This is a genomic window from Xanthomonas sp. F14 (assembly GCF_014199865.1).
In genome coordinates, this window is record NZ_JACHOM010000004.1 from 30,162 (window position 1) to 47,768 (window position 17,607).

Annotated in this window: 18 protein-coding genes and 1 pseudogene; 7 read left to right on the forward strand and 12 right to left on the reverse strand. The window is 63.6% G+C overall.

Annotated features, from left to right (window positions below; all coding sequences use genetic code 11):
• Nucleotides 1–127 precede the first annotated feature (127 nt).
• The 3 genes from GGR73_RS20345 (at nt 128) to GGR73_RS14240 (ending at nt 4,247) form a co-directional block, all read left to right on the forward strand.
• Entirely contained in the window at nt 128–1,042 is a 915-nt protein-coding gene (locus GGR73_RS20345) for a DUF6393 family protein (RefSeq protein ID WP_456362975.1), read from the forward strand.
• A gap of 16 nt (nt 1,043–1,058) precedes the next feature.
• The gene (locus tag GGR73_RS20350) at nt 1,059–1,991 is read left to right on the forward strand and encodes an XVIPCD domain-containing protein (protein WP_024939630.1); all 933 of its coding nucleotides are present in this window, start codon (nt 1,059–1,061) and stop codon (nt 1,989–1,991) included.
• A 630-nt stretch (nt 1,992–2,621) separates the two neighbouring features.
• Nucleotides 2,622–4,247 carry an alpha/beta hydrolase-fold protein gene (locus GGR73_RS14240; RefSeq protein WP_184457528.1) on the forward strand — a complete coding sequence of 542 codons (1,626 nt, stop codon included), beginning with the start codon at nt 2,622–2,624 and terminating at the stop codon, nt 4,245–4,247.
• Nucleotides 4,248–4,316: 69 nt separating this feature from the next.
• Here the strand turns inward: GGR73_RS14240 and GGR73_RS14245 are convergent, their stop codons facing one another.
• Nucleotides 4,317–4,718, reverse strand: coding sequence for an antitoxin Xre/MbcA/ParS toxin-binding domain-containing protein (locus tag GGR73_RS14245; protein WP_065033331.1), 402 nt, complete (start codon nt 4,716–4,718; stop codon nt 4,317–4,319).
• A 302-nt stretch (nt 4,719–5,020) separates the two neighbouring features.
• On the opposite strand from GGR73_RS14245, the gene GGR73_RS14250 reads away from it, so the two are divergent.
• Nucleotides 5,021–5,476 (forward strand): hypothetical protein, encoded by a 456-nt coding sequence (locus GGR73_RS14250; protein ID WP_024939627.1) that lies wholly within the window; start codon nt 5,021–5,023, stop codon nt 5,474–5,476.
• Between the two features lie 28 nt (nt 5,477–5,504).
• Here GGR73_RS14250 and GGR73_RS14255 read toward each other — a convergent pair whose 3' ends face one another.
• Together GGR73_RS14255 and GGR73_RS14260 are read right to left on the reverse strand one after the other, a co-directional pair.
• The gene (locus GGR73_RS14255) at nt 5,505–5,843 is read right to left on the reverse strand and encodes a hypothetical protein (protein WP_184457530.1); all 339 of its coding nucleotides are present in this window, start codon (nt 5,841–5,843) and stop codon (nt 5,505–5,507) included.
• A 118-nt stretch (nt 5,844–5,961) separates the two neighbouring features.
• Complete coding sequence (locus GGR73_RS14260; RefSeq protein WP_184457532.1) at nt 5,962–6,858, reverse strand: pseudouridine synthase; 897 nt, start codon at nt 6,856–6,858, stop codon at nt 5,962–5,964.
• Nucleotides 6,859–7,033: 175 nt separating this feature from the next.
• On the opposite strand from GGR73_RS14260, the gene GGR73_RS14265 reads away from it, so the two are divergent.
• Together GGR73_RS14265 and GGR73_RS14270 are read left to right on the forward strand one after the other, a co-directional pair.
• Nucleotides 7,034–8,425 (forward strand): alpha/beta fold hydrolase, encoded by a 1,392-nt coding sequence (locus tag GGR73_RS14265; RefSeq protein WP_184457534.1) that lies wholly within the window; start codon nt 7,034–7,036, stop codon nt 8,423–8,425.
• A 238-nt stretch (nt 8,426–8,663) separates the two neighbouring features.
• Nucleotides 8,664–9,500: a restriction endonuclease gene (locus GGR73_RS14270; RefSeq protein WP_184457536.1), complete on the forward strand. Its 837-nt coding sequence runs from the start codon at nt 8,664–8,666 to the stop codon at nt 9,498–9,500.
• A gap of 86 nt (nt 9,501–9,586) precedes the next feature.
• Here the strand turns inward: GGR73_RS14270 and GGR73_RS14275 are convergent, their stop codons facing one another.
• From GGR73_RS14275 to GGR73_RS14285, 3 genes are read right to left on the reverse strand one after another with little or no spacing between them, the layout of a single operon-like run.
• The gene (locus tag GGR73_RS14275; protein ID WP_184457538.1) at nt 9,587–10,273 is read right to left on the reverse strand and encodes a peptidoglycan DD-metalloendopeptidase family protein; all 687 of its coding nucleotides are present in this window, start codon (nt 10,271–10,273) and stop codon (nt 9,587–9,589) included.
• 14 nt (nt 10,274–10,287) lie between these two features.
• Nucleotides 10,288–10,887: a hypothetical protein gene (locus GGR73_RS14280; RefSeq protein ID WP_456362976.1), complete on the reverse strand. Its 600-nt coding sequence runs from the start codon at nt 10,885–10,887 to the stop codon at nt 10,288–10,290.
• A gap of 24 nt (nt 10,888–10,911) precedes the next feature.
• A complete protein-coding gene (locus tag GGR73_RS14285; protein ID WP_184457539.1) occupies nt 10,912–11,676 on the reverse strand; it encodes a hypothetical protein in 765 nt (254 codons plus the stop codon).
• A 319-nt stretch (nt 11,677–11,995) separates the two neighbouring features.
• Here GGR73_RS14285 and GGR73_RS14290 point away from each other — a divergent pair, with 319 nt between their 5' ends.
• Nucleotides 11,996–12,328, forward strand: coding sequence for a hypothetical protein (locus GGR73_RS14290; RefSeq protein WP_102252942.1), 333 nt, complete (start codon nt 11,996–11,998; stop codon nt 12,326–12,328).
• A gap of 424 nt (nt 12,329–12,752) precedes the next feature.
• Here the strand turns inward: GGR73_RS14290 and GGR73_RS14295 are convergent, their stop codons facing one another.
• The 6 genes and pseudogenes from GGR73_RS14295 to recD all read right to left on the reverse strand — a co-directional run bounded on the left by GGR73_RS14295 (nt 12,753) and on the right by recD (nt 17,331).
• On the reverse strand, nt 12,753–13,145 hold the full coding sequence (locus tag GGR73_RS14295) for a hypothetical protein (protein WP_144410888.1): 393 nt from the start codon (nt 13,143–13,145) through the stop codon (nt 12,753–12,755).
• A complete protein-coding gene (locus GGR73_RS14300) occupies nt 13,142–13,618 on the reverse strand; it encodes a hypothetical protein (RefSeq protein WP_456362977.1) in 477 nt (158 codons plus the stop codon). Before GGR73_RS14300 ends, GGR73_RS14295 begins: the two co-directional genes overlap by 4 nt.
• A gap of 155 nt (nt 13,619–13,773) precedes the next feature.
• A complete protein-coding gene (locus tag GGR73_RS14305) occupies nt 13,774–14,064 on the reverse strand; it encodes a HigA family addiction module antitoxin (RefSeq protein ID WP_184457540.1) in 291 nt (96 codons plus the stop codon).
• 48 nt (nt 14,065–14,112) lie between these two features.
• Nucleotides 14,113–14,892, reverse strand: a pseudogene (locus GGR73_RS14310) (virulence RhuM family protein).
• A gap of 15 nt (nt 14,893–14,907) precedes the next feature.
• Nucleotides 14,908–15,171: a hypothetical protein gene (locus GGR73_RS20220; RefSeq protein ID WP_221234166.1), complete on the reverse strand. Its 264-nt coding sequence runs from the start codon at nt 15,169–15,171 to the stop codon at nt 14,908–14,910.
• Between the two features lie 24 nt (nt 15,172–15,195).
• Nucleotides 15,196–17,331 (reverse strand): exodeoxyribonuclease V subunit alpha, encoded by a 2,136-nt coding sequence (gene recD / locus GGR73_RS14315; protein ID WP_184457541.1) that lies wholly within the window; start codon nt 17,329–17,331, stop codon nt 15,196–15,198.
• Nucleotides 17,332–17,607: the final 276 nt, after the last annotated feature.

A 17,607-nucleotide genomic window follows, 5' to 3' on the forward strand; every position in this document is an offset into this window, starting at 1 on the left:
TCCCTGGTGTGTGATGCAAGGTGTCGGCAGCGGCTGCCGCTTGCGCCTTGAATGGACATTCGCAACGGCACCTGTGCATAACGCCAAGCGGCAGATGATCGATTGCGTACGATGACGACATGCGTCTGTGTGGCAGCACCACACCTACGCCACCCAGCTGGCCACGCCGCTGGTGGGTTCATCGTTGAAGACCAAGGCCTCGCAAACCCGGCAAATCGTCTCAACAACGTCGTTGCGTGATGCAGTTTGGAATTCGGAAGCGAATACGGCGCTGTCCACGGCTCACGTCAAGCATCAGTCGAGGCAAAGCGGCTATTTGAAGCGCTTAGGACTTGTAACTTCCAGTAACGCCAGTAGAAGTGTAGTCGCCTACTTGAAGAGGCGTGGATTGCAGGAATATCTCAATGCATACATTTGGATGTGGCAAAAAATGGATCGCCTGGGCAGCCCTGACGATCCAACTCAGCTATTCATCAACCATGGGAAGCTTGTAGTACGCTGGTATCGTCTGCACGGAGGGAGTGTTGATGTACCAGCCTGCCTGGGAAGGCTCAGGACCGCGCGGACATTCTATTCAAGTGATTGGTTGTATCAGGAGATCGCCATGCCACGCATCGTGCTAAACGGGTGGGCCGCAACGCTTGCACTTACCGGGCTTGCGGTGCTCCCGCTTTCATCCTGCGCCAATGCAGATACTGCACGTACCGCTTCGACACAGGAAGACACCATGAAATCAGGAGCCAGCCCAATGCTTGAAGAGATTTATGCATCAAAAAAGCCCGTTCGATTCGAACAGGTCGACGTTAGTAGCATCGTTTCCAAGTACGTTCCTCTGGGAACAACAAAGTTGGTGGTGCTGGAGACGTTCAGCAAATCTCCAACGTCAAAAATTGTTGAAGACACCCCAGGCAAGGTGGTCGTCAGGGACAATAAGGGGCAGGCAATGCTTGATCCAGATGCACGTTCCGTTGTGATGACTTTTTCTTTGGATGCCGACGGCAAGGTGACACACGTCGACGCCGTCCATATCAAGAATCAGTAAGCCAACGGAGACCATCATGGACGAGAAGATTGAAGTTGGATATCGCAACATCGGGTCTGCGCTGGGCAAGGAGTACCATCACAAATTCCTTCTCTACACAGATAAAGAGGGCAACCAGCACACCATCAGCGGCTGGACCGGCGATGAGCAACCTGGATTGCCGTATGGCCGGATGCACGTTGAGACTAATCTGCCCTACAACCGGGCCAACCCCGATCATCGCGATAATCCGAATGCGGTTGGACAAAAGCAATATCGCGAAGAGATCACACACGGTGCGGACTTGTCGGGAACCTGGGCACGCATGGTCGCCAATGCCAAGAGCAAGGATGACAAGTATCCCTACGATCCCCAGTTGCAAAACTCCAACACGCTGGCCGATAGCGTTCTGCGGGATGTACGCCTTCCGGAACCAAAGAACGATGGCGTTTTCGGCCACTGGGCGCCTGCATCGGGACGACAGCTCGACGAATCGATCCAGCCCTCGGTGCCAGGATTAGGTAACTCAGGACGTACCTCCAGCGCAGGCGGAGCACCCCTCGATCCGCATCAGGAAGCGCGGCTACGCGATGACCCATTGTTCAAGCAAGCCTTGGCGGGGCTCGATAAGCTCGGCCCGGATTCAGGCGTCTACACCAATCAGCAAGACAAGGAACGCATTGCCGGTGCCCTGGCGGTTCAGGCCAAACTCAATCGCCCGCCGCTGCCCGAGATCCAGGACGTTATTCCGAATCACACAAACGGCAATATTTTCGCTACGTACAAGAATCCAGGAAATGACATGGATGTATTACGCACGCACGTAGATAAAGCCGAAGCCGTCAAGCAGCCCTTGGCCGAGAACCTGCAGAAGCTCGAAGTTGCCAATCAACAGACCATGCAAGCGTCTACGCAGGAGGCATCACGCGCAGTGGACCAACCAAGTCATGGTGCGCTTGGAATGCGGTGAACAGAAATTGGGAATGCAGTCGTATCGCCTTGCTCCCGCAGCTCGCCGCCGCGACGCTCTCCGAGCCACAGTTCCAGGCTGCGTGGCGCATCGGCGCTGATCATTTAGATCGCTCATCTACCGGGTCCGGCAGGTCTGGCCGGACTTGGATGCCCAATTGCCTCAACAGCTCGGACATCCGGCCTAGTTGCACAGCGACCTGGCCGCCTGCCGCAAGCCTTCCGCATTGCGGACTGGGCGGATATAGGCGTCGATGTCGGATGCTCGGTCGATTGGGATGCGCATGGCAGTGATCGAATCTAAAGCGGGCTTTAGATTATTCCGGCATTCAACAGGTATAAGCGAAGTCTGAAGCCGACATTAGATTAGCTATCGATTAGGCAGTTACTGGGATGAAACTGACGCTGACTTTCGTTTTGGTTACTTGGGGCTGGCCCAGCTTCACGCTACCGCTCGCGATACCGTGCGGAGTCGGTGTCGCGTCCGGTTGATGATGGGAGCGCTGGAGCGGGCAGATCGGATACGGTGACCAGACCTCGCGTTGGTGGCGCACGGCCGGCCGGGAACTGGCTACAGTCTGCACAGGGCCGTGTGCGCCCAATCCATCCACCTGCGTTCCCAAGGATCTGCATGTCTCTGCATCGTCTTGCCCCCCGCCTGGGTCTGGCCGTTGGCCTGTTGTGCGCCTGCTGCGCGCACGCCGCCGCACCGGCAGCGGCCCATCGCCTGCTGCGCGTCACGCTGGACGGGGCGAGCGACCAGCCCGTGTCCGGGCGCCTGCTGGTCTTCGCCACCCTGGCCAAGGATGCCCAGGCCGCGGCCAAGGATGGCAAGGACGGCAAGGACGGCAAGGTGGAGGAGGTGAGCGTGAACCCGTTCCGCCCGACCGCGGTGGCGGTGGCGGCGCAGGAGGTGACCGCGCTTGCCCCCGGTGCCAGCGTCGAGATCGACCTGGACAACATCGCCTTCCCCAGCGGCTTTTCTGCGTTGCCGGCCGGCGAGTACCTGTTCCAGGCCGTGCTGGATCCGGACCACAGTTACAGCTATGCCGGCCGCGATGGCGGCGACCTGTTGAGCGAGGTCACCGCGGTGACGCAGGGCAAGGGCAAGCCGTTGCCCACGCTGAAGCTCAGCAAGCAGGTGCCCGCGTCGGACGACCCGTGGCAGGTGTCGCCGCGGGCGCCGCAGGCGATCCGCGACGCCATCCCGGAGGCCAGGCTGCATAGCGCGGACGCCTCGCTGGTCAGCCCGTCGCTGAGCGCGTTCTGGGGCCGGCCGGTGTCGCTGCGCGCCCGCGTGCTCACCCCGCCCGGCTACGACGCCAAGGCCGCCACCCGCTATCCCACCGTGTATGTCACCCACGGCTTCGGCGGCAACTACAACCGCTTTGCCGGCAGCATCGCCGCCACCTGGAGCGCGATGGCGGCCAAGCAGATGCCGCCGATGATCTGGGTGTTCCTGGACCAGTCCACGCCCACCGGCACCCACGAGTTCGCCGACTCGGTCAACAACGGCCCCTGGGGCACCGCGCTGACCGAAGAGCTGATCCCCGCGCTCGAACGGCAGTACAAGATGGACGGCAACGCCAAGGGCCGGTTCCTCAACGGGCATTCGTCCGGCGGCTGGGCCACGCTGTGGCTGCAGACGCGCTACCCCAAGCTGTTCGGCGGCACCTGGTCCACCTCGCCCGATTCGAGCGACTTCCACGACTTCACCGGGCCGGATCTGTACGCGCCCAATGCCAACGTCTACCGGCGCCCGGACGGCAGCCAGTTCCCGCTGATCCGCGACCAGGGCAAGGTGGTGGCCGACCTGGAAACCTTCGCCAAGCTCGAACGCGTGTTAGGCCCGTACGGCGGCCAGATGACCTCGTTCGACTGGGTGTTCTCGCCGCGCGGGCCCGACGGCCGCCCGGTGCCGATGTTCGACCGCGACACCGGCAAGGTGGACCCGGCCGTGGTGGCCTACTGGCGCACGCACTACGACATCGCCGCGCGCGTGGCCGCGCAGTGGCCCACGCTCAAGCCGGATCTGGACGGCAAGATCCACCTGATCGTTGGCACCGCCGACACGTTCTATCTGGATGGGGCGGCGCGCAAGTTCCAGGCGGTGCTGGACGGCCTGGGCGCCAAAAGCGACTTCCGCTACCTGGAAGGCCGCACCCACTTCGACCTGTACAAGGAGGGCGAGGACAGCAACGCCTTGATGAAGAAGATTGCCTGGGAGATGTACGCCGTGGCGCGGCCCAAACAGTAAGCGCGCCGGCGCTGCCGATCGGCGTGCCGGCCACCGGCACGCCAGGGCGAGGCGTCACCGGCCCACTGCTCAGGCCGAGCGCTTGGGCAATTCCCACTCCAGCTGCTGCCTGAGCACCAGCAGCAGCACCTTCAGGCTGCCGCTGCGGACCAGGGCGGCCGGCGTCTGGCCGTCAAGCGCGTTCATGGGCTTGCGGAACCAGCCGATCAGCGCCTCGTTGTTGCCGCCGTTCAAGGCCCAGGCATGGCAGACGATCTCGCCCAGGTTCTCGATGCCGGTACTGCCCAGCAGCTTGAGGTGCTCCGGCGTGAAGGCGAACAGCGACAGCACCAGCTCGGCATCGGCGGCCTTGCCGTGGTCGACCGCCATCTGCTGGCTGTGCGCGGTGTTGTAGGCCGCCCCGTGCGCGCGGAAGTCTTCGGCACGCCGCATGCCGGTGAGCAGTGATGCAATGAGGTCGGCGCGTTCCATAAAGCAGTCCAACGGTGTGATAGCGCGCACGCTATCCGCGTCGCCGCCGCTGCTCAATCAGGAGTCTCCTGACAGCGGCGATGGGCGTCAGCGGCCGTTGCATTACGCGCCGGCCGGCCCGTGCGGGGTTGGCGGGCCGGCGGTGGCTTCGGTGGCCGATTCCCGCTTGCGCGCCCGCCTGGAAGCGGCGCCAACTATTGGCAGCGCTTAACGCGGGGATTGCTAGCATCCGGGCGCGTCACTGGCAGCAGCCCGCCTGCAGGGCTGCCGTATTGGAGTGTCATCTCATGAGGAGTTGTCAGATGCCCTGGAAATCCGCCCTCGCCGTGCTTGCCCTGTCCACCGCCGCGCTGCCGGCGCTGGCCCAGTCCGACCGCCAGGTGGTCGAGGACATGCTCACCCGCTCGGCCAATGTCTGCCCCGGCCACAGCACCGACCGCACCGCGCCCACCGTCAAGGCCGTGCCCGTGGGCGCGCTGCGGGTGATGCTGGAACGCGGCCTGGTCATGTGCCCGGACCGCCGCCTGGATGCCGCTGCACCGGCGGTGTTCTACGGCCGCCTGGGCGTGTTCGCCTGGAACCCGGAAGTGCCCGCCGGCAAGACGGTGATCGTCAAGCAGATCGACACCATGACCCGCAACGAGGAATACCCCGCCGAGACGCTGGTGTGGGACGCCAAGGGCACCGCGCTCAAGCAGCAGACCGTGCCGATGTTCGAGCCCAAGCCGGGTGCGGCGGTGTTGTACAAGGTGCGTTGAGGCTGACGCGATTGCACGCGGCGCCCGGTCAAACCCTGGCGCCGCGCTGCCCGCTCGCTTCGGCCGCATCGTCCGGGCCATCGCCACCGAGCCGCTGCTCGTAAATCTCATCGACTACACCGCGCACCGCGCGGGCGGCACTGAAGATGCTTTCGCCCAGAACCGACAGACTGGTGGCGTCCAGCGGCTTGCCGCTGCACACCGCCACCATGTCGCTCTGCGCGGTGATCGTGCGCAGCAGCGTATGGAACTGGTCGATCTGCTGCAGGGTGACGCCGAAGGTGAAGGGCTCTGCGTGCGCTTCTATCTTGGCCGCTGGCCGCACGCGCTGCCGAGTATTGGTCGTAAGGGCTCTCGAAGTGCTCATGCCGTCTGTCCTCGACGTGAGCGGACGGGATGTCCGCAAGGCCACCGTAGCGCGCTTTTTCGGATATCTGAAAACCAGATATTTCGCCTGATTTTTTAGCGCAGCGCAGGTTTGCGTCTCAAGCCGATTTTGTCGGTCCGATCGTCGCGGTGAAGCGCCGAGGCTCGCCGGTGATCGGGTCATCGAATGCCAACGTGTGCGCGAACAACTGCAGCGGCCGCTCCGGATCATCGGGCCGCTGATCTTCCAGCTCTGGATAGAAGCGGTCATGCAGGATCGGCGCGCCCAGCGCGGCCATGTGCACGCGCAACTGGTGCTTGCGCCCAGTGACCGGCTCCAATCGATACGTCCACGTGTCTGCGCCGCGTGCGACCACATCGATCACCGTCTCGCTGTTCGGCTCGCCCACGCCCTCGCGCATGCGGAAGAACGGCTCGCCCGGCTCCAGCCGGCTGCGATGGACATACGGAAACCTCAGCCCCGGCAGCGGTGGCGCGACTGCCAGGTAGTGTTTGCGGATACGTCGCTCGCGGAATAGCGCCTGGTAGATCCCGCGTGTTGCAGGATTCGCCGAGAACAACACCAGTCCGGCAGTGTCACGATCGATGCGGTGCAGCGGCACCAACGCGGGGTTATCGAAATGCCGCACCAGCCGCGTAAGCAACGTCTCGCGCACATACACGCCTGCGGGCACTACCGGCAGAAAGTGCGGCTTGCACGCCACCACCACGTGCGCGTCGGCATGCACCACGGTTTCCGCCGCCGCGACGACGGGCTCATCCGCCACTTCGCGGAAGTAATAGATCTCCGCACCCAATCGATACGGCGCCGACACATCCAGCACCTGCGCATTCGCGTCCAGCACACGCCCACGCGCGAAGCGGTCACGCCACGTGGCCGCATCCACACTCGGGAAACATGCGCATAGCGCCTCCAATACCGTGGCCCAGCTTCCCGTTGGTAGCTGGAACTGGCTGGCGGCCGTGCCATCGAGGATCGGGCGTGTTGAAACCATGGCGACAGCGATGCGCGCTCAAACAGATGGGGTTGGATCGTACCGCCCGCGTGCTTGACTGTTGCACAATCTGCGCAGCGACAGGCGCACTTCATCGGCGAAGAATGACTTTCGGGCGATACGCACAGCGCCGCGTTAGGCAATGCTGCGGCTCTTTGCCAAGAGATGGAACTCGATGCGTCGTCCTACGATCTACGCGGCCGTTGCCTGCCTTGCTGCATTCCTTGCACCGGTTGTCGCCGCGGCGCAGACGCCACCGCCATCATTCACCGCATGTGCCGACGCTGCGGCGCACACACCATTGGCCGGTAGCGAATGCCTGATCACCGACGTGCCGCTGCGTCATGAAGCCGCGGATGCTGGCACGATCGAGCTATTCGTTCGCCGTTTTCCTACGCCGGACCAGAGCAAGCGACGCGGCGAAGTCTGGCTGATTGCGGGCGGGCCGGGCGAAGCCGGCGCATCGCTGTACCCGATGATCAGCACTTACCGGCGCGCCTTTCCCGGCTATGACCTGATCATTCCGGACCATCGCGGCACTGGGCGCTCGGCCCGCCTGTGCCCCGCGCAGGAAGCGCCGCAAAGCGCAGACGGCGTGGGTCTGGCCGGTGCCGAATGGGGCCCGTGCATCGGTGCGCTGTATGCCGATGCGCAACACACCAAGGCCTTCACCATCACCGAAGCGGCGCAAGATCTTGCACTGCTGATCCGCCAGCAACGACGCAAGGGCAAGGTGCTGCTGTACGGCGTGTCCTATGGCACGCAGTTGGCACTGCGCACCCTGCAAGTGGCGCCCATCCCGTTGGATGGGCTGGTGCTGGATGGCCTGGTGCCACCGGAGACTGCCGCGCAATGGGACTTGAGCCACCGCACCGCGGTGGTCGATGCGGTAGGCCGCGCGCTGTTGGACGACGCACACATCGCCACCTATCGCAGCGTGCTCGATCGCAGCGATAGCACCGCATGGCGCACGCAAATCCCCGGCAAAGACCTCAAGCGCTTTCTCGGCATGCTGCTCAACTTCCCCACGCTGCGCGACCGGATCCCCGCGATCATCGACGGCCTTGCCCGTGACGACGCCACGTTGCTCACTGCCACTATCACCGATCTGCAGACATCACTTGCAGCCATGGGCCAAGGCGGCGACAACCAGCCCGCATTGCCGCTGGTCATGCTGATTGCCGCGTCCGAAAACAATGCGCGGCCAACCCTCACCCGCGACACCGTCGCGGCCGAAGCCAAGGACGCCCTGTTCGTCAGCCCCATCCCCGGCCTGCTGGTGGACGCCGGCCTGCCCACCTACCCGCGCGACGCCTGGTTCGGCCGCAGCCCCGCCACCCTGCCACGCACGCTGGTCATTCACGGCACGCTAGATCCCAACACCCCGTACGCCGGCGCGCAGGCGCATGCCGCACTGCTGAAAACGGCAGGCCCGATGACCCTCAGCACCGTTGAGCGTGGCGCGCATCTGCTCGCGTTTGCAGCCCCTGCGTGTTTTGCGAGTGCGGTTGCTGAGTTTGTGGCGGACCGGAACGTTGCTGAGCGCTGTCGTGAGCCTGGGGAATGAGGATGGGCTATAGAACTGCCATCTTATTGCTCAGTATTTAAAGCGCTCCCCGTCTGCGGCCTACGAAGATGCGCTGATAGCGACACAAGCAAACTCAAGCATTGGCACAACGGCGAGCTCTACCGCAACGGAGCACTTAATGCAGCGCAGTTAATGGTAGATAGATAGCAACGCCGGTTGGTTTGCTGACAAACCTTGTTCCAGCGGTTATGTTCGAACCTGGAACGGGGGTTCTTGCATGGGACGCAGAAAGAGGCAGAGCGGGTTCGAAGCGTTGGCCGCATTGCCGTGGCCGGTTGGCTTCGTGATGGGAATCGCTGCATATCTGGTGGTGCGCTATGGCATTGCCTGGTGGTTCTCTCACCAGAGCGGAATGCTGTCGCAGGGCTTCGCCCAGCAATCGAGTGGAATGTTCGCGCCATTGGCGTGGACGCTGCTCGGCGTCTGCTGGCTTGCCGCGCTGTTCTCCTACCTGGGCACACGCAGCCGGCGACGCTTTTTGGAGACGCGCACAACACTGGAGAGCCTGGCCGCTGGCGGCTGGCGCCAGTTCGAACAATTGGTGGGCGAAGCATTTCGCCGCCAGGGCTACAGCGTCGAAGAAACCGGCCTGGGCGGCGCCGACGGCGGCATCGACCTGATCCTGCGCAAGGACGGCCGCCGCACGCTGGTGCAATGCAAACAGTGGAAGCGCCAGCAAGTTGGCGTCAGCGTCGTGCGGGAGATGTACGGCCTGCTCGCTCATCACCAAGCCCACGCAGTAAAGATCGCCTGTATCGGTACCTACACGAAAGATGCGGAGCGCTTTGCCGAAGGCAAGCCGATTGAGTTGATTGGCGGCGAGCAGTTGCTGGAAATGATAGGAGCAGTGCAACAACAAGCCACAGCGCAACCGACCGTCACATCCGCGCGGATTGAGCCTGTCTTTGCTTCACCTGACTCCACTGGCTCCGCGGCCGTTGCCATCCCAAGCTGCCCGCGCTGCAGCAGCGCGCTTGTGCAGGGAACAAATCGGCGCACCGGCGAGAACTTCTTGGGCTGCATCCAGTTCCCGAAGTGCAGGGGAACTTCGTAACTGAATCTGACCCCGTTTTTTCTGTGAGTGCGGAGAATTCCGGCATGAACCGGCGAAACTGGGCAAGTGTTTCCGCGAAGATCACCTCAAAGCTCAGCACCTCTATGAGGTCTGGAGCTTGAAGTTTTGGGTTCAATGCCACGATCCCGCCTTTCTGCATCGATCGACAGGCGACCGCTGACCAAATCGCCTACGTAGTTCTCGTAGTGTTGGTAGTAGCGAGTATCAACTTCCATGTGGACATGAATTGCCTGTGTTGCCTGTTTGCCCTGAACCCCCAACGCCTGCCCATACTCGACTCGATCGCCAGCCTGAACGTGGATCGGGGACATGTGCCGGACACGCAGGATTACGTCGCCACCTTCCCGATCCAGCACATCGACCAAACCCTGACGCGCATCGACAGTACCCACCACACCAGCAACGGGCGACGGGACATCCAAAGCCCTTGAAGCAGGCCCGGGGGACTGCCTGGAGTCTTCAAGGAGGAAGTCCTTCTTTAGCAAAACCTGATCAGGACGAAGGCCATGCGTTTGTCCTGGCTCGGCTACCTCGATTTCTTGGAATTCGCCACCGATCAGCCCCAGCGTTCGACCTCTTTGTCCACCGACAGCGCTACCGTTTTGCAGATTGGCGCCGCGGTTACCGTAAGGATGATGGGTGACCAGATCGTCGAAGTTCTCCACAATCTCGTTGTGGTATTCCTTTTTCTGGTCCCATTCGAGCTGCATGAGTCGATAGGGGATTTGGGGCGTTGCTTCCTGTGCAGCCATGTACCAACTCCTTATCAGTCTCTCAGGTTGATCGCGCGCGTCATGCGCCAACAGCCTTTGCTACGTTTGAACAGGTACGAATCCACTTCATATTCCATGCCGAAAGAGACGGTGTACCCCCCACCCACGCCGGCCTCAATCTTAAAGGGGAATCCGGCGTCGCCTTCCGGCTGCGGATTTGCTTCGCCAGGATCGATGTGATCGAAGACTTTGGCATTCCTGAAATAGCGATATGAGAATAGCTCAAAGCGGGAGGAACCTTTTATTTTCGAGATGTGCGTAAGAGGGGACGAATCAGTCATGTCCTCCACCGTATACGTTGGCACCTCATATTCCAGCGGGTCATCCGTAAAGCGGAGACGCACACTGTCATCTGAAGAATCGGCATAGCGCTCAAGGAACGTTGCGAAATCTTTGGAGGGACAATCAACAGCGACAGATTGCTCGTTATGGCGAGTCTGCTCGCGCTGCGACGCAACCGCCTTGGCGGGCGAAGTGCATCCCGCCATACAAAGACAAAGCACCGCAGCAAAGGCGCTATATGGATTCAAGTGACAGGCACGCATGCTCATCATTCTTCCTTTATTCATGGCCGTGGCATCTGAAAGACTCATCTCGGCAGCTGCTTCAAGACCACCTCAGCTTACCCATAGCTCAAGCCGTTTGGTGATCTTCCATCCTTTCTCGGTGCGCGCGAGCAGATAGAGCATGCCGGTGCCACACCGTCCATGACAACGCTGTTCGGCATATACGAGCGCATGGGATCCATCGACAGGGACTGGCACACTGAGTTGTAGATAGCCGGCCGTTCCTGGGTAGGCTTTATAGAACGCAGGCCAATTGATGTCCGTCAGCACTGCGTTGACATGATCGGTGGATGCCACGTGGACATAGATGCTTTCGGGCAGCCGTACCTGCACCGGAACCGAATTTGCCAGCAATAGGGCCCGTCGCGCCTGTGCTGATACGAACGCGTGTGCAGTCGTGGAGGAAAGTAAGTTTTGATCCAGATTCGAGGCGCACACTTGCCCCGCTGTATCGGCGGCGCAAGTTTGGGTAGATCGATCGAGCAGCACCACCGGTTTACGCTTTGCACGTGCGAGGGGCTCGTCAGACTCTGAGGCAGGAGAATAGACGGGATACCGCTGGTCAGCGACTGCTGCCCAGATCAGGATCACGTCCTGCTTCGATAGAGCTGCAGGCGGCGACGGTGGTGCTGGTTGTTCGGCAGATCGTGCAATGGAGGAAGTGATCGGCTTTGCCAACAGCACGATGGCGAGCAACGGCGCAAAAAGTAAACAAACACGCAGGATGCGAGGCCAGCTTATCCGCCTTGGCGACAGGCCGGCTGATGGCGATGAATGCGCAGCGTGAGTGTCGTTGAAGGAATACTCCTTTGACATTTTTGTACTGTTCCGACTCATGTGGCGGTAGTTGAGAGGTTCAACGGTTGTTCTTCGTCGGGGCTTGGTCGCAACAGGATGTCTTTGCAACGGCTTTGCGAACGTCACCGTGCTCGCGATGGCACCGCTAGCTTCCGCTCGCCCCTGAAGGGTTGGCAAGTCAGATCGGGTTTGACCCGTCATCAGACCGGGCGGAGCGTCGTTGCCAATGACGCATCCGAGACGGCGGCGGTTCTCCCCTTGGAGCATTCCTGGCTCTTGACCCGCCGTACATCCCCCACCCGCCATCCTCGCTCCAGACTCAACTGGAGAACACACGATGATGAAGTGGATGGGTACCGCGCTGGCCGCGGCACTGCTGGTGAGCGGTTGCGCCAAGGAGGAGGGCGAGAAGTTCGTCGGCCACTGGGTCAACGTGCAGACGCAGGAAGAGACGATGGACATCGAGCGCAATGGCGAGACCTTCATGGTCCGCAGCACCACGCCGAAGTTCTTCAGCCGCAAGCCCAAGACCGAGAGCTACCCGGCGGTCTACAAGGACGGCGCGCTGCAGGTCACCAACGATGGCGAGACGGTGAACTTCGCCATCGATGCGACCAACGGCCACCTCAACACTGGTGGCGAGCAGTACCAGCGCGTGCCGGCCAAGTAAGCCCGCCGCTGTCGCCAGCGCCCGCGTGCAGACCTTGCCGGTCGCACGCGGGCGTTTGCGTTTGTGGCCTAGCCGGCCACGCCGAAGGGCTACTGGTGCACGCTGCCTCGCGCAGACGCCGAGCCGGACACACCGCCCGTCGCCCGGCCTTACGCTGCCGCTGCCATTCCACCCCGCGCAAGCCGTACAGTGCGCAGGCACGCCAGGGTCATGGCGCTGCCCGACCGATCAATCCAGCAACTACGAGGGTGTCATGAGCAAGGGGATGGACCAGAAGAAGAGCCAGAAGAAAGAGCCGACCAAGACGCTGAAGGAAAAGCGCGCGGCCAAGCAGGAAAAGAAGGGCAAGTAAGCCGCCCGGCCTGCCAGACGGCAGACGAGGTCAGGCGCAGGCCTGGCCTCGCGGTGTGACGCCGTGCCAACCTCAATGACCCCCCAGGCGTAATGGGTGCTCAGGGTTCTCACGGATGAAGCGATCGACCTCCGACAGCTTGGCTGGGAGAGCAACGCACGGGTGGCTGCGGTAACTGAAGAACCGAAAGCCAGCGCGATACAACCGCTCGACCTTGCGCCATTGCGCCTGGTTGCGGGCCGGGGGTGCCTTGAACGAACGCCCCATCACGCACAGCGCGTTACCGCAGCCAGGACAGGGGGCCACCTGCTCGCGCGGAGCGATCTTGAAACTTCTGCGGCAACCGAAGCAGGCGTGCGCTAGCCGATAGGCGGCGCCGGTGACGGGCGCCTTGGCCACACGCGGCTGACGAGCACCGACGGCATAACGCAATGCGGTGCGATGGGCTTTGTCGGTGGAACTCATTGACGTGCCTCCGGGCCGACCACGGCTGGCTGACGCTGCACGACATACCAAGTACTGCCATCGCATGACGCGGTGCCGGCCCGATGCGTGGCGGGCAGGATCGCTGCGACCTCGGCAGGCAGAGCCAGTTGCCAATCCAGGTTGGGAAAGGCGGCCGGGAAGCTCGTGCCATTCGGATTGGCAGAGTGCGCGTAGATGCCCGTATCCATCGTGTCCTCACTGAGGTCTGCCCACAGTTGCACCGCTGCCCCACGTTGCGCCAGACGTGCTTCCAGGTAGCACAACACGCGCACTGCAACCGCGTTGACCATCTGCCGATGCTCAACACAGGAGTGGCCGCGGCCATTCCAGTCCACATGCGTATGCCACAGGTCGAACCAGCTTTCCGGGTCCAACCGGTCAACCGCTGCACGCGCCTTGGCTTCTGCCCGCACCCAATAGCGCTCCATGCGTTTGCGGCGACGTCGGTCCATCGGTGCGGTCCTGTTTCGGGAGTTGACTCATGCTTCCAACGGCCAGGCGTTGTCGCAAGCAACGCTGCATGCTGCCATGCCGAGCAGCGGCACAGCCAGATCAGATGACGGTCTTGAATTGCCTGCTCAATGCGGCGTGCTGGAAGAAGCCCGGATCAAGCCGCCAACCGCTTGATCCGCGATGGCAGGTCACCCAGCGCGCGGTGTGCTTGTTCGAGCTCGTAATCGGCTTGCAGGCCCAGCCAGAACCGCTCGGTCGTGCCCAGCGCTGCGGCCAGGCGCACGGTGGTGTCGGCGGTGATACCGCGCTTGCCCAGCACGATCTCGTTGATGCGACGCGGCGGTACATCGGTAGCCCGCGCCAGTGCGTTCTGGCTAATGCCCATCGGCTCGAGGAACTCCTCAAGCAGGATTTCGCCAGGGTGGATGTTGGGCAGGACTGTCATGGACAGATGCCTCGTGCTCAGTGGTAATCGACAATGCCGGGACTGGGTTTATGCATCTCCGGCCTTCTTGCCAGCTGCGCCACTGCCCCGCGCACGTGCCATCTTCTTCAACTCTCGCGTAGCGGCGTCGAAATCGCGCTCGACCGCTGAGGGCTCGGCCAGCTTCTGCTGCTTGTGGCGTGCGAATTCAGCCTTACCAAATTCCAGCGCCTGCTCACGGCTGACCCGGCCCGCGTGGGTGAGCACCTCTCGGTCGCTTAGCCGCAAAAAGTCGTCAAGCTTGGCGATCCAGTCGGCCATGGTCATGGGCTTGCGGTTCAGCGCCTGAAGCTCCGCAAATTCCAGATAGGCAGTGACGATGCGATTCAGTACGTCCAGCTCGTCAGGATTTAGATAGCTTTTGGCGACCGTGGCGTCGGACGCACGCGGCGTAGCGCTAACCCAGTTGGTCATCCCGCTATGCGGCTTGCCTGCGTCGGCGCGCTCCATGATCAGCTCGGCGGCAGTGTGTCCGTGCGCAACCCAATGCATCTTGTTCTGCACCGTAGCGAAAAAGCGCTGGCTGGCCTCGGCCGAGGCATCTTAGTCGACGCTGGTGGCGTAGATCTCCAGCACCTTGCGCCAGAACATCTTCTCCGAGGAGCGGATGTCGCGAATCTTGCCGAGCAGGTCTTCAAAGTAGCCGTCATCAGGGCCACGCTTGAGGCGTTCGTCATCGATGGCGAAGCCTTTGACCAGATACTCGGTAAGCCGGGCGGTGGCCCATTGCCGGAACTGCGTACCGCGCGGGGAGCGAACGCGGTAGCCGACGGCCAGGATGGCGTCCAGACTGTAGTGTCTAAGCTACCGGCGAACCTGCCGTTCTCCCTCCTGGCGAACTTGTAAGTAATCCTTACAGGTTGCTGCTTCCTCTAGCTCAGACTCCTCAAAGATCGCTTTAAGGTGCTGAGTGATGTTTTGTGGACTCGTCTGGTAAAGCTCTGCAATCTGCGCCTGGGTCAACCAAACCGAATCGCCTTCCAGACGCACTTGGACGCGCGTTTGCGCATCGTCGGTGCGGTACAGGATCAGCTCAGAGGCAGGGGCATCCTTGTCATCAGTGTTCATGCGATCTCCAAGCGCGTGATGTCATCAGAATAACGAACCCTGCATTGGCGCAAGCGGCGCTGTAGCCATCTTGAGTGCAACTTCAGTGACAGGTACCGCCTGCTGCTGCGCACCCAACCGCCACGCCAGGCCCGAGATGCGCGCGGCGTGCCGGGCCAGTGCGCTGCGGATGACCGCTTCGCTGCCGGCCAGGTGCAGGGCGCGGCGGGCGCGGGTGATGCCGGTGTAGAGCAGTTCGCGGCTGAGCACGCGGGCGTCGCGGGTGGGCAGTTGCAGCCAGACGGTGTCGAATTCGCTGCCCTGGGCCTTGTGCACGGTCATGGCGAAGGCGCTTTCGTGCGCGGGTAGCGCGGCGGGGTGGAAGCCGCGCACCTGGCCGTCGCCGTCGCCTTCGAACCAGGCGACCAACGGGCCTTGGGCACGGCTGGCGGTGCCGCCGGGCTGGCCTGGCCCTGACGAGGGGCCTTCGTCGCTGCGCCCCGAAGAGGGACTCGCGTCGCTTCGCAGGCAGATGCCGACGTCGCCGTTGAACAGGCCGTGGCGGTAGCTGTTTTCGGTGATCAGCAGCAGGCGGCCCTGGAACCAGGGCGAGGCGGCGCCGAGGCGGCGCGCGCCGGAGCCGGTTTCGGCCAGCAGTTGTTCGATACGGGCGTTGAGGCCGCGTGCGCCCTGCGGGCCGGCGCGCACGGCGGTGAGCAGGCGCAGGCGCGCGGCATCGCGCAGAGCGGCGGCCGGGTCTTGCGCGTCGGCCAGTGCGCGCCAGTGCGCGAGCAATGCGTCGCGGCCCAGGGTGAGCGGGTCTTCGCCGTCTTCGTGGAAGTGCACGCCGGCCAGCTCGCCGCTGCGCAGCAGGGCCAGGGCGGTGTCGGCGTCGCCGGCGCGCACGGCGTCGGCCAACGGGGCCAGTGCAAAGTCGTCCGCCTGCCGGTAGCCGCGCAGCAGGTGCACGCGGTGGCCGGCCAGGCCGCCACCCTGGCTGGCGGCGGGCGTGGTGTCGCCGGGCGGGTTGCCGAGCAGCGCTTGCAGCGCCTGTGCGTCCTGCGGCTGCAGGGCATCGCCGGGGCCGGCGGCCTGCAGGATGGCGGCGAGCACGTCGCCGGCTTCCACCGAGGGCAGCTGGTCGGCGTCGCCGAGCAGGATCAGCTGGGTGCCATCGGCCACGGCTTCGACCAGCTTGCACATCAGCGGCAGGTCGACCATGGAGGCTTCGTCTACGACGATCAGGTCCAACGGCAGCGGGTTGTCGGCGTTGTGGCGGAAGTGCGGGGAATCCGGGATGACGCCGAGCAGGCGATGCAGAGTGCTGGCGCCATTGGGCAGCGCATCGGCCAGGGCCGGGTCGATGCCGCCAGCGATGGCGCGCGTGACCGCAAGGCGCAGGCTTTCGGACATGCGCTCGGCGGCACGACCGGTGGGCGCGGCCAGGGCGATGCGCGGGGCCGGGGTGTTGGAGGCGTGTGCCTGGGCGATGCGCAGCAGCAACAGGCGGGCGATGGTGGTGGTCTTACCGGTGCCGGGGCCGCCGGTGACCAGCAGCAGGGTGCGGCGCAGCGCCAGCGCGGCGGCCTGAGCCTGGCTGTCTGGGTGGTGGGATGGAGCCGGTGGGGCCGCACCTTCCTGGTCGACGGATGGCTCGGGCAGGCGCGTGCCCTCACCCGCCCTTCGGGCACCCTCTCCCATGTGGAGAGAGGAAGCCTGGGGGAATAGCTGTGCGAACAGCGGGGCCAGCGTGGCGGCGTCGAAGGGGGGCGGCGACTGGGCGGCGATGCGTTGCAGGCCAAGCGCCAGGCGGCGCTCGTACTCGCGGTAGCGGCGCAGGTAGAGCAGGCCGTGTTCCAGCACCAGCGGGCAGTCGGCGGCGGCGGGATCTTGCGGATTGGGTTGGTCGACCCAGCGCGAGGCGGCCAGGGTGCGTTGCCAATCGCCTGGGTCCGGGAGTGCGGGCGCTGGGCCCTCGCGCGCGTCCAGCAGCATGCCGGCGCGGGCGGGGTCCAGCCCTGCGTGGCCGCTGGTGACGGCCAGCGAGGCGAGTGCGGCGCCGGCCAACACCTGGGGGTCGGTGTCGGGGGCCAAGCGTTGCAGGCTCTGGGCGAAGGCCAGATCCAGCGGGCGCAGGGCGTCGGCCTTGATCAGGGCGTTGAAGAGGGTTGGGTGGTTCATGCGGTGGACGCCTCCCGGGCGCAGGCGCCCTCACCCCACCCTCCGCTACGCGCCCCGGCCCGCGCGGCGTGGCGCAGACACTGCCAGGCACGCGCACCGGTGTGCGCAAGCGGGGTCTGCCCGCCCCGAGGGGAGCCGGGCGTGCGCACAGCGCTGATCGGGCGTGCGGTCTGTTGGGTCATGGCTTGGATGCTTCGGCGGCGGACGTACCCTCACCCCAACCCCCGCTCCGCGCCCCAGCCCGCGCCAGCGGCGCGGGCGCTCCAAGGCACGCGC

What these genes read in the sequence shown, in the direction of transcription:
- GGR73_RS20350 (WP_024939630.1), top strand. Translation starts at nt 1,059, where the DNA reads ATGGACGAGAAGATTGAAGTTGGATATCGCAACATCGGGTCTGCGCTG.
- GGR73_RS14240 (WP_184457528.1), top strand. Translation starts at nt 2,622, where the DNA reads ATGTCTCTGCATCGTCTTGCCCCCCGCCTGGGTCTGGCCGTTGGCCTG.
- GGR73_RS14245 (WP_065033331.1), bottom strand. Translation starts at nt 4,718, where the DNA reads ATGGAACGCGCCGACCTCATTGCATCACTGCTCACCGGCATGCGGCGT.
- GGR73_RS14250 (WP_024939627.1), top strand. Translation starts at nt 5,021, where the DNA reads ATGCCCTGGAAATCCGCCCTCGCCGTGCTTGCCCTGTCCACCGCCGCG.
- GGR73_RS14255 (WP_184457530.1), bottom strand. Translation starts at nt 5,843, where the DNA reads ATGAGCACTTCGAGAGCCCTTACGACCAATACTCGGCAGCGCGTGCGG.
- GGR73_RS14260 (WP_184457532.1), bottom strand. Translation starts at nt 6,858, where the DNA reads ATGGTTTCAACACGCCCGATCCTCGATGGCACGGCCGCCAGCCAGTTC.
- GGR73_RS14265 (WP_184457534.1), top strand. Translation starts at nt 7,034, where the DNA reads ATGCGTCGTCCTACGATCTACGCGGCCGTTGCCTGCCTTGCTGCATTC.
- GGR73_RS14270 (WP_184457536.1), top strand. Translation starts at nt 8,664, where the DNA reads ATGGGACGCAGAAAGAGGCAGAGCGGGTTCGAAGCGTTGGCCGCATTG.
- GGR73_RS14275 (WP_184457538.1), bottom strand. Translation starts at nt 10,273, where the DNA reads ATGGCTGCACAGGAAGCAACGCCCCAAATCCCCTATCGACTCATGCAG.
- GGR73_RS14280 (WP_456362976.1), bottom strand. Translation starts at nt 10,887, where the DNA reads ATGAGTCTTTCAGATGCCACGGCCATGAATAAAGGAAGAATGATGAGC.
- GGR73_RS14285 (WP_184457539.1), bottom strand. Translation starts at nt 11,676, where the DNA reads ATGTCAAAGGAGTATTCCTTCAACGACACTCACGCTGCGCATTCATCG.
- GGR73_RS14290 (WP_102252942.1), top strand. Translation starts at nt 11,996, where the DNA reads ATGATGAAGTGGATGGGTACCGCGCTGGCCGCGGCACTGCTGGTGAGC.
- GGR73_RS14295 (WP_144410888.1), bottom strand. Translation starts at nt 13,145, where the DNA reads ATGAGTTCCACCGACAAAGCCCATCGCACCGCATTGCGTTATGCCGTC.
- GGR73_RS14300 (WP_456362977.1), bottom strand. Translation starts at nt 13,618, where the DNA reads ATGGACCGACGTCGCCGCAAACGCATGGAGCGCTATTGGGTGCGGGCA.
- GGR73_RS14305 (WP_184457540.1), bottom strand. Translation starts at nt 14,064, where the DNA reads ATGACAGTCCTGCCCAACATCCACCCTGGCGAAATCCTGCTTGAGGAG.
- GGR73_RS20220 (WP_221234166.1), bottom strand. Translation starts at nt 15,171, where the DNA reads ATGAACACTGATGACAAGGATGCCCCTGCCTCTGAGCTGATCCTGTAC.
- recD (WP_184457541.1), bottom strand. Translation starts at nt 17,331, where the DNA reads ATGAACCACCCAACCCTCTTCAACGCCCTGATCAAGGCCGACGCCCTG.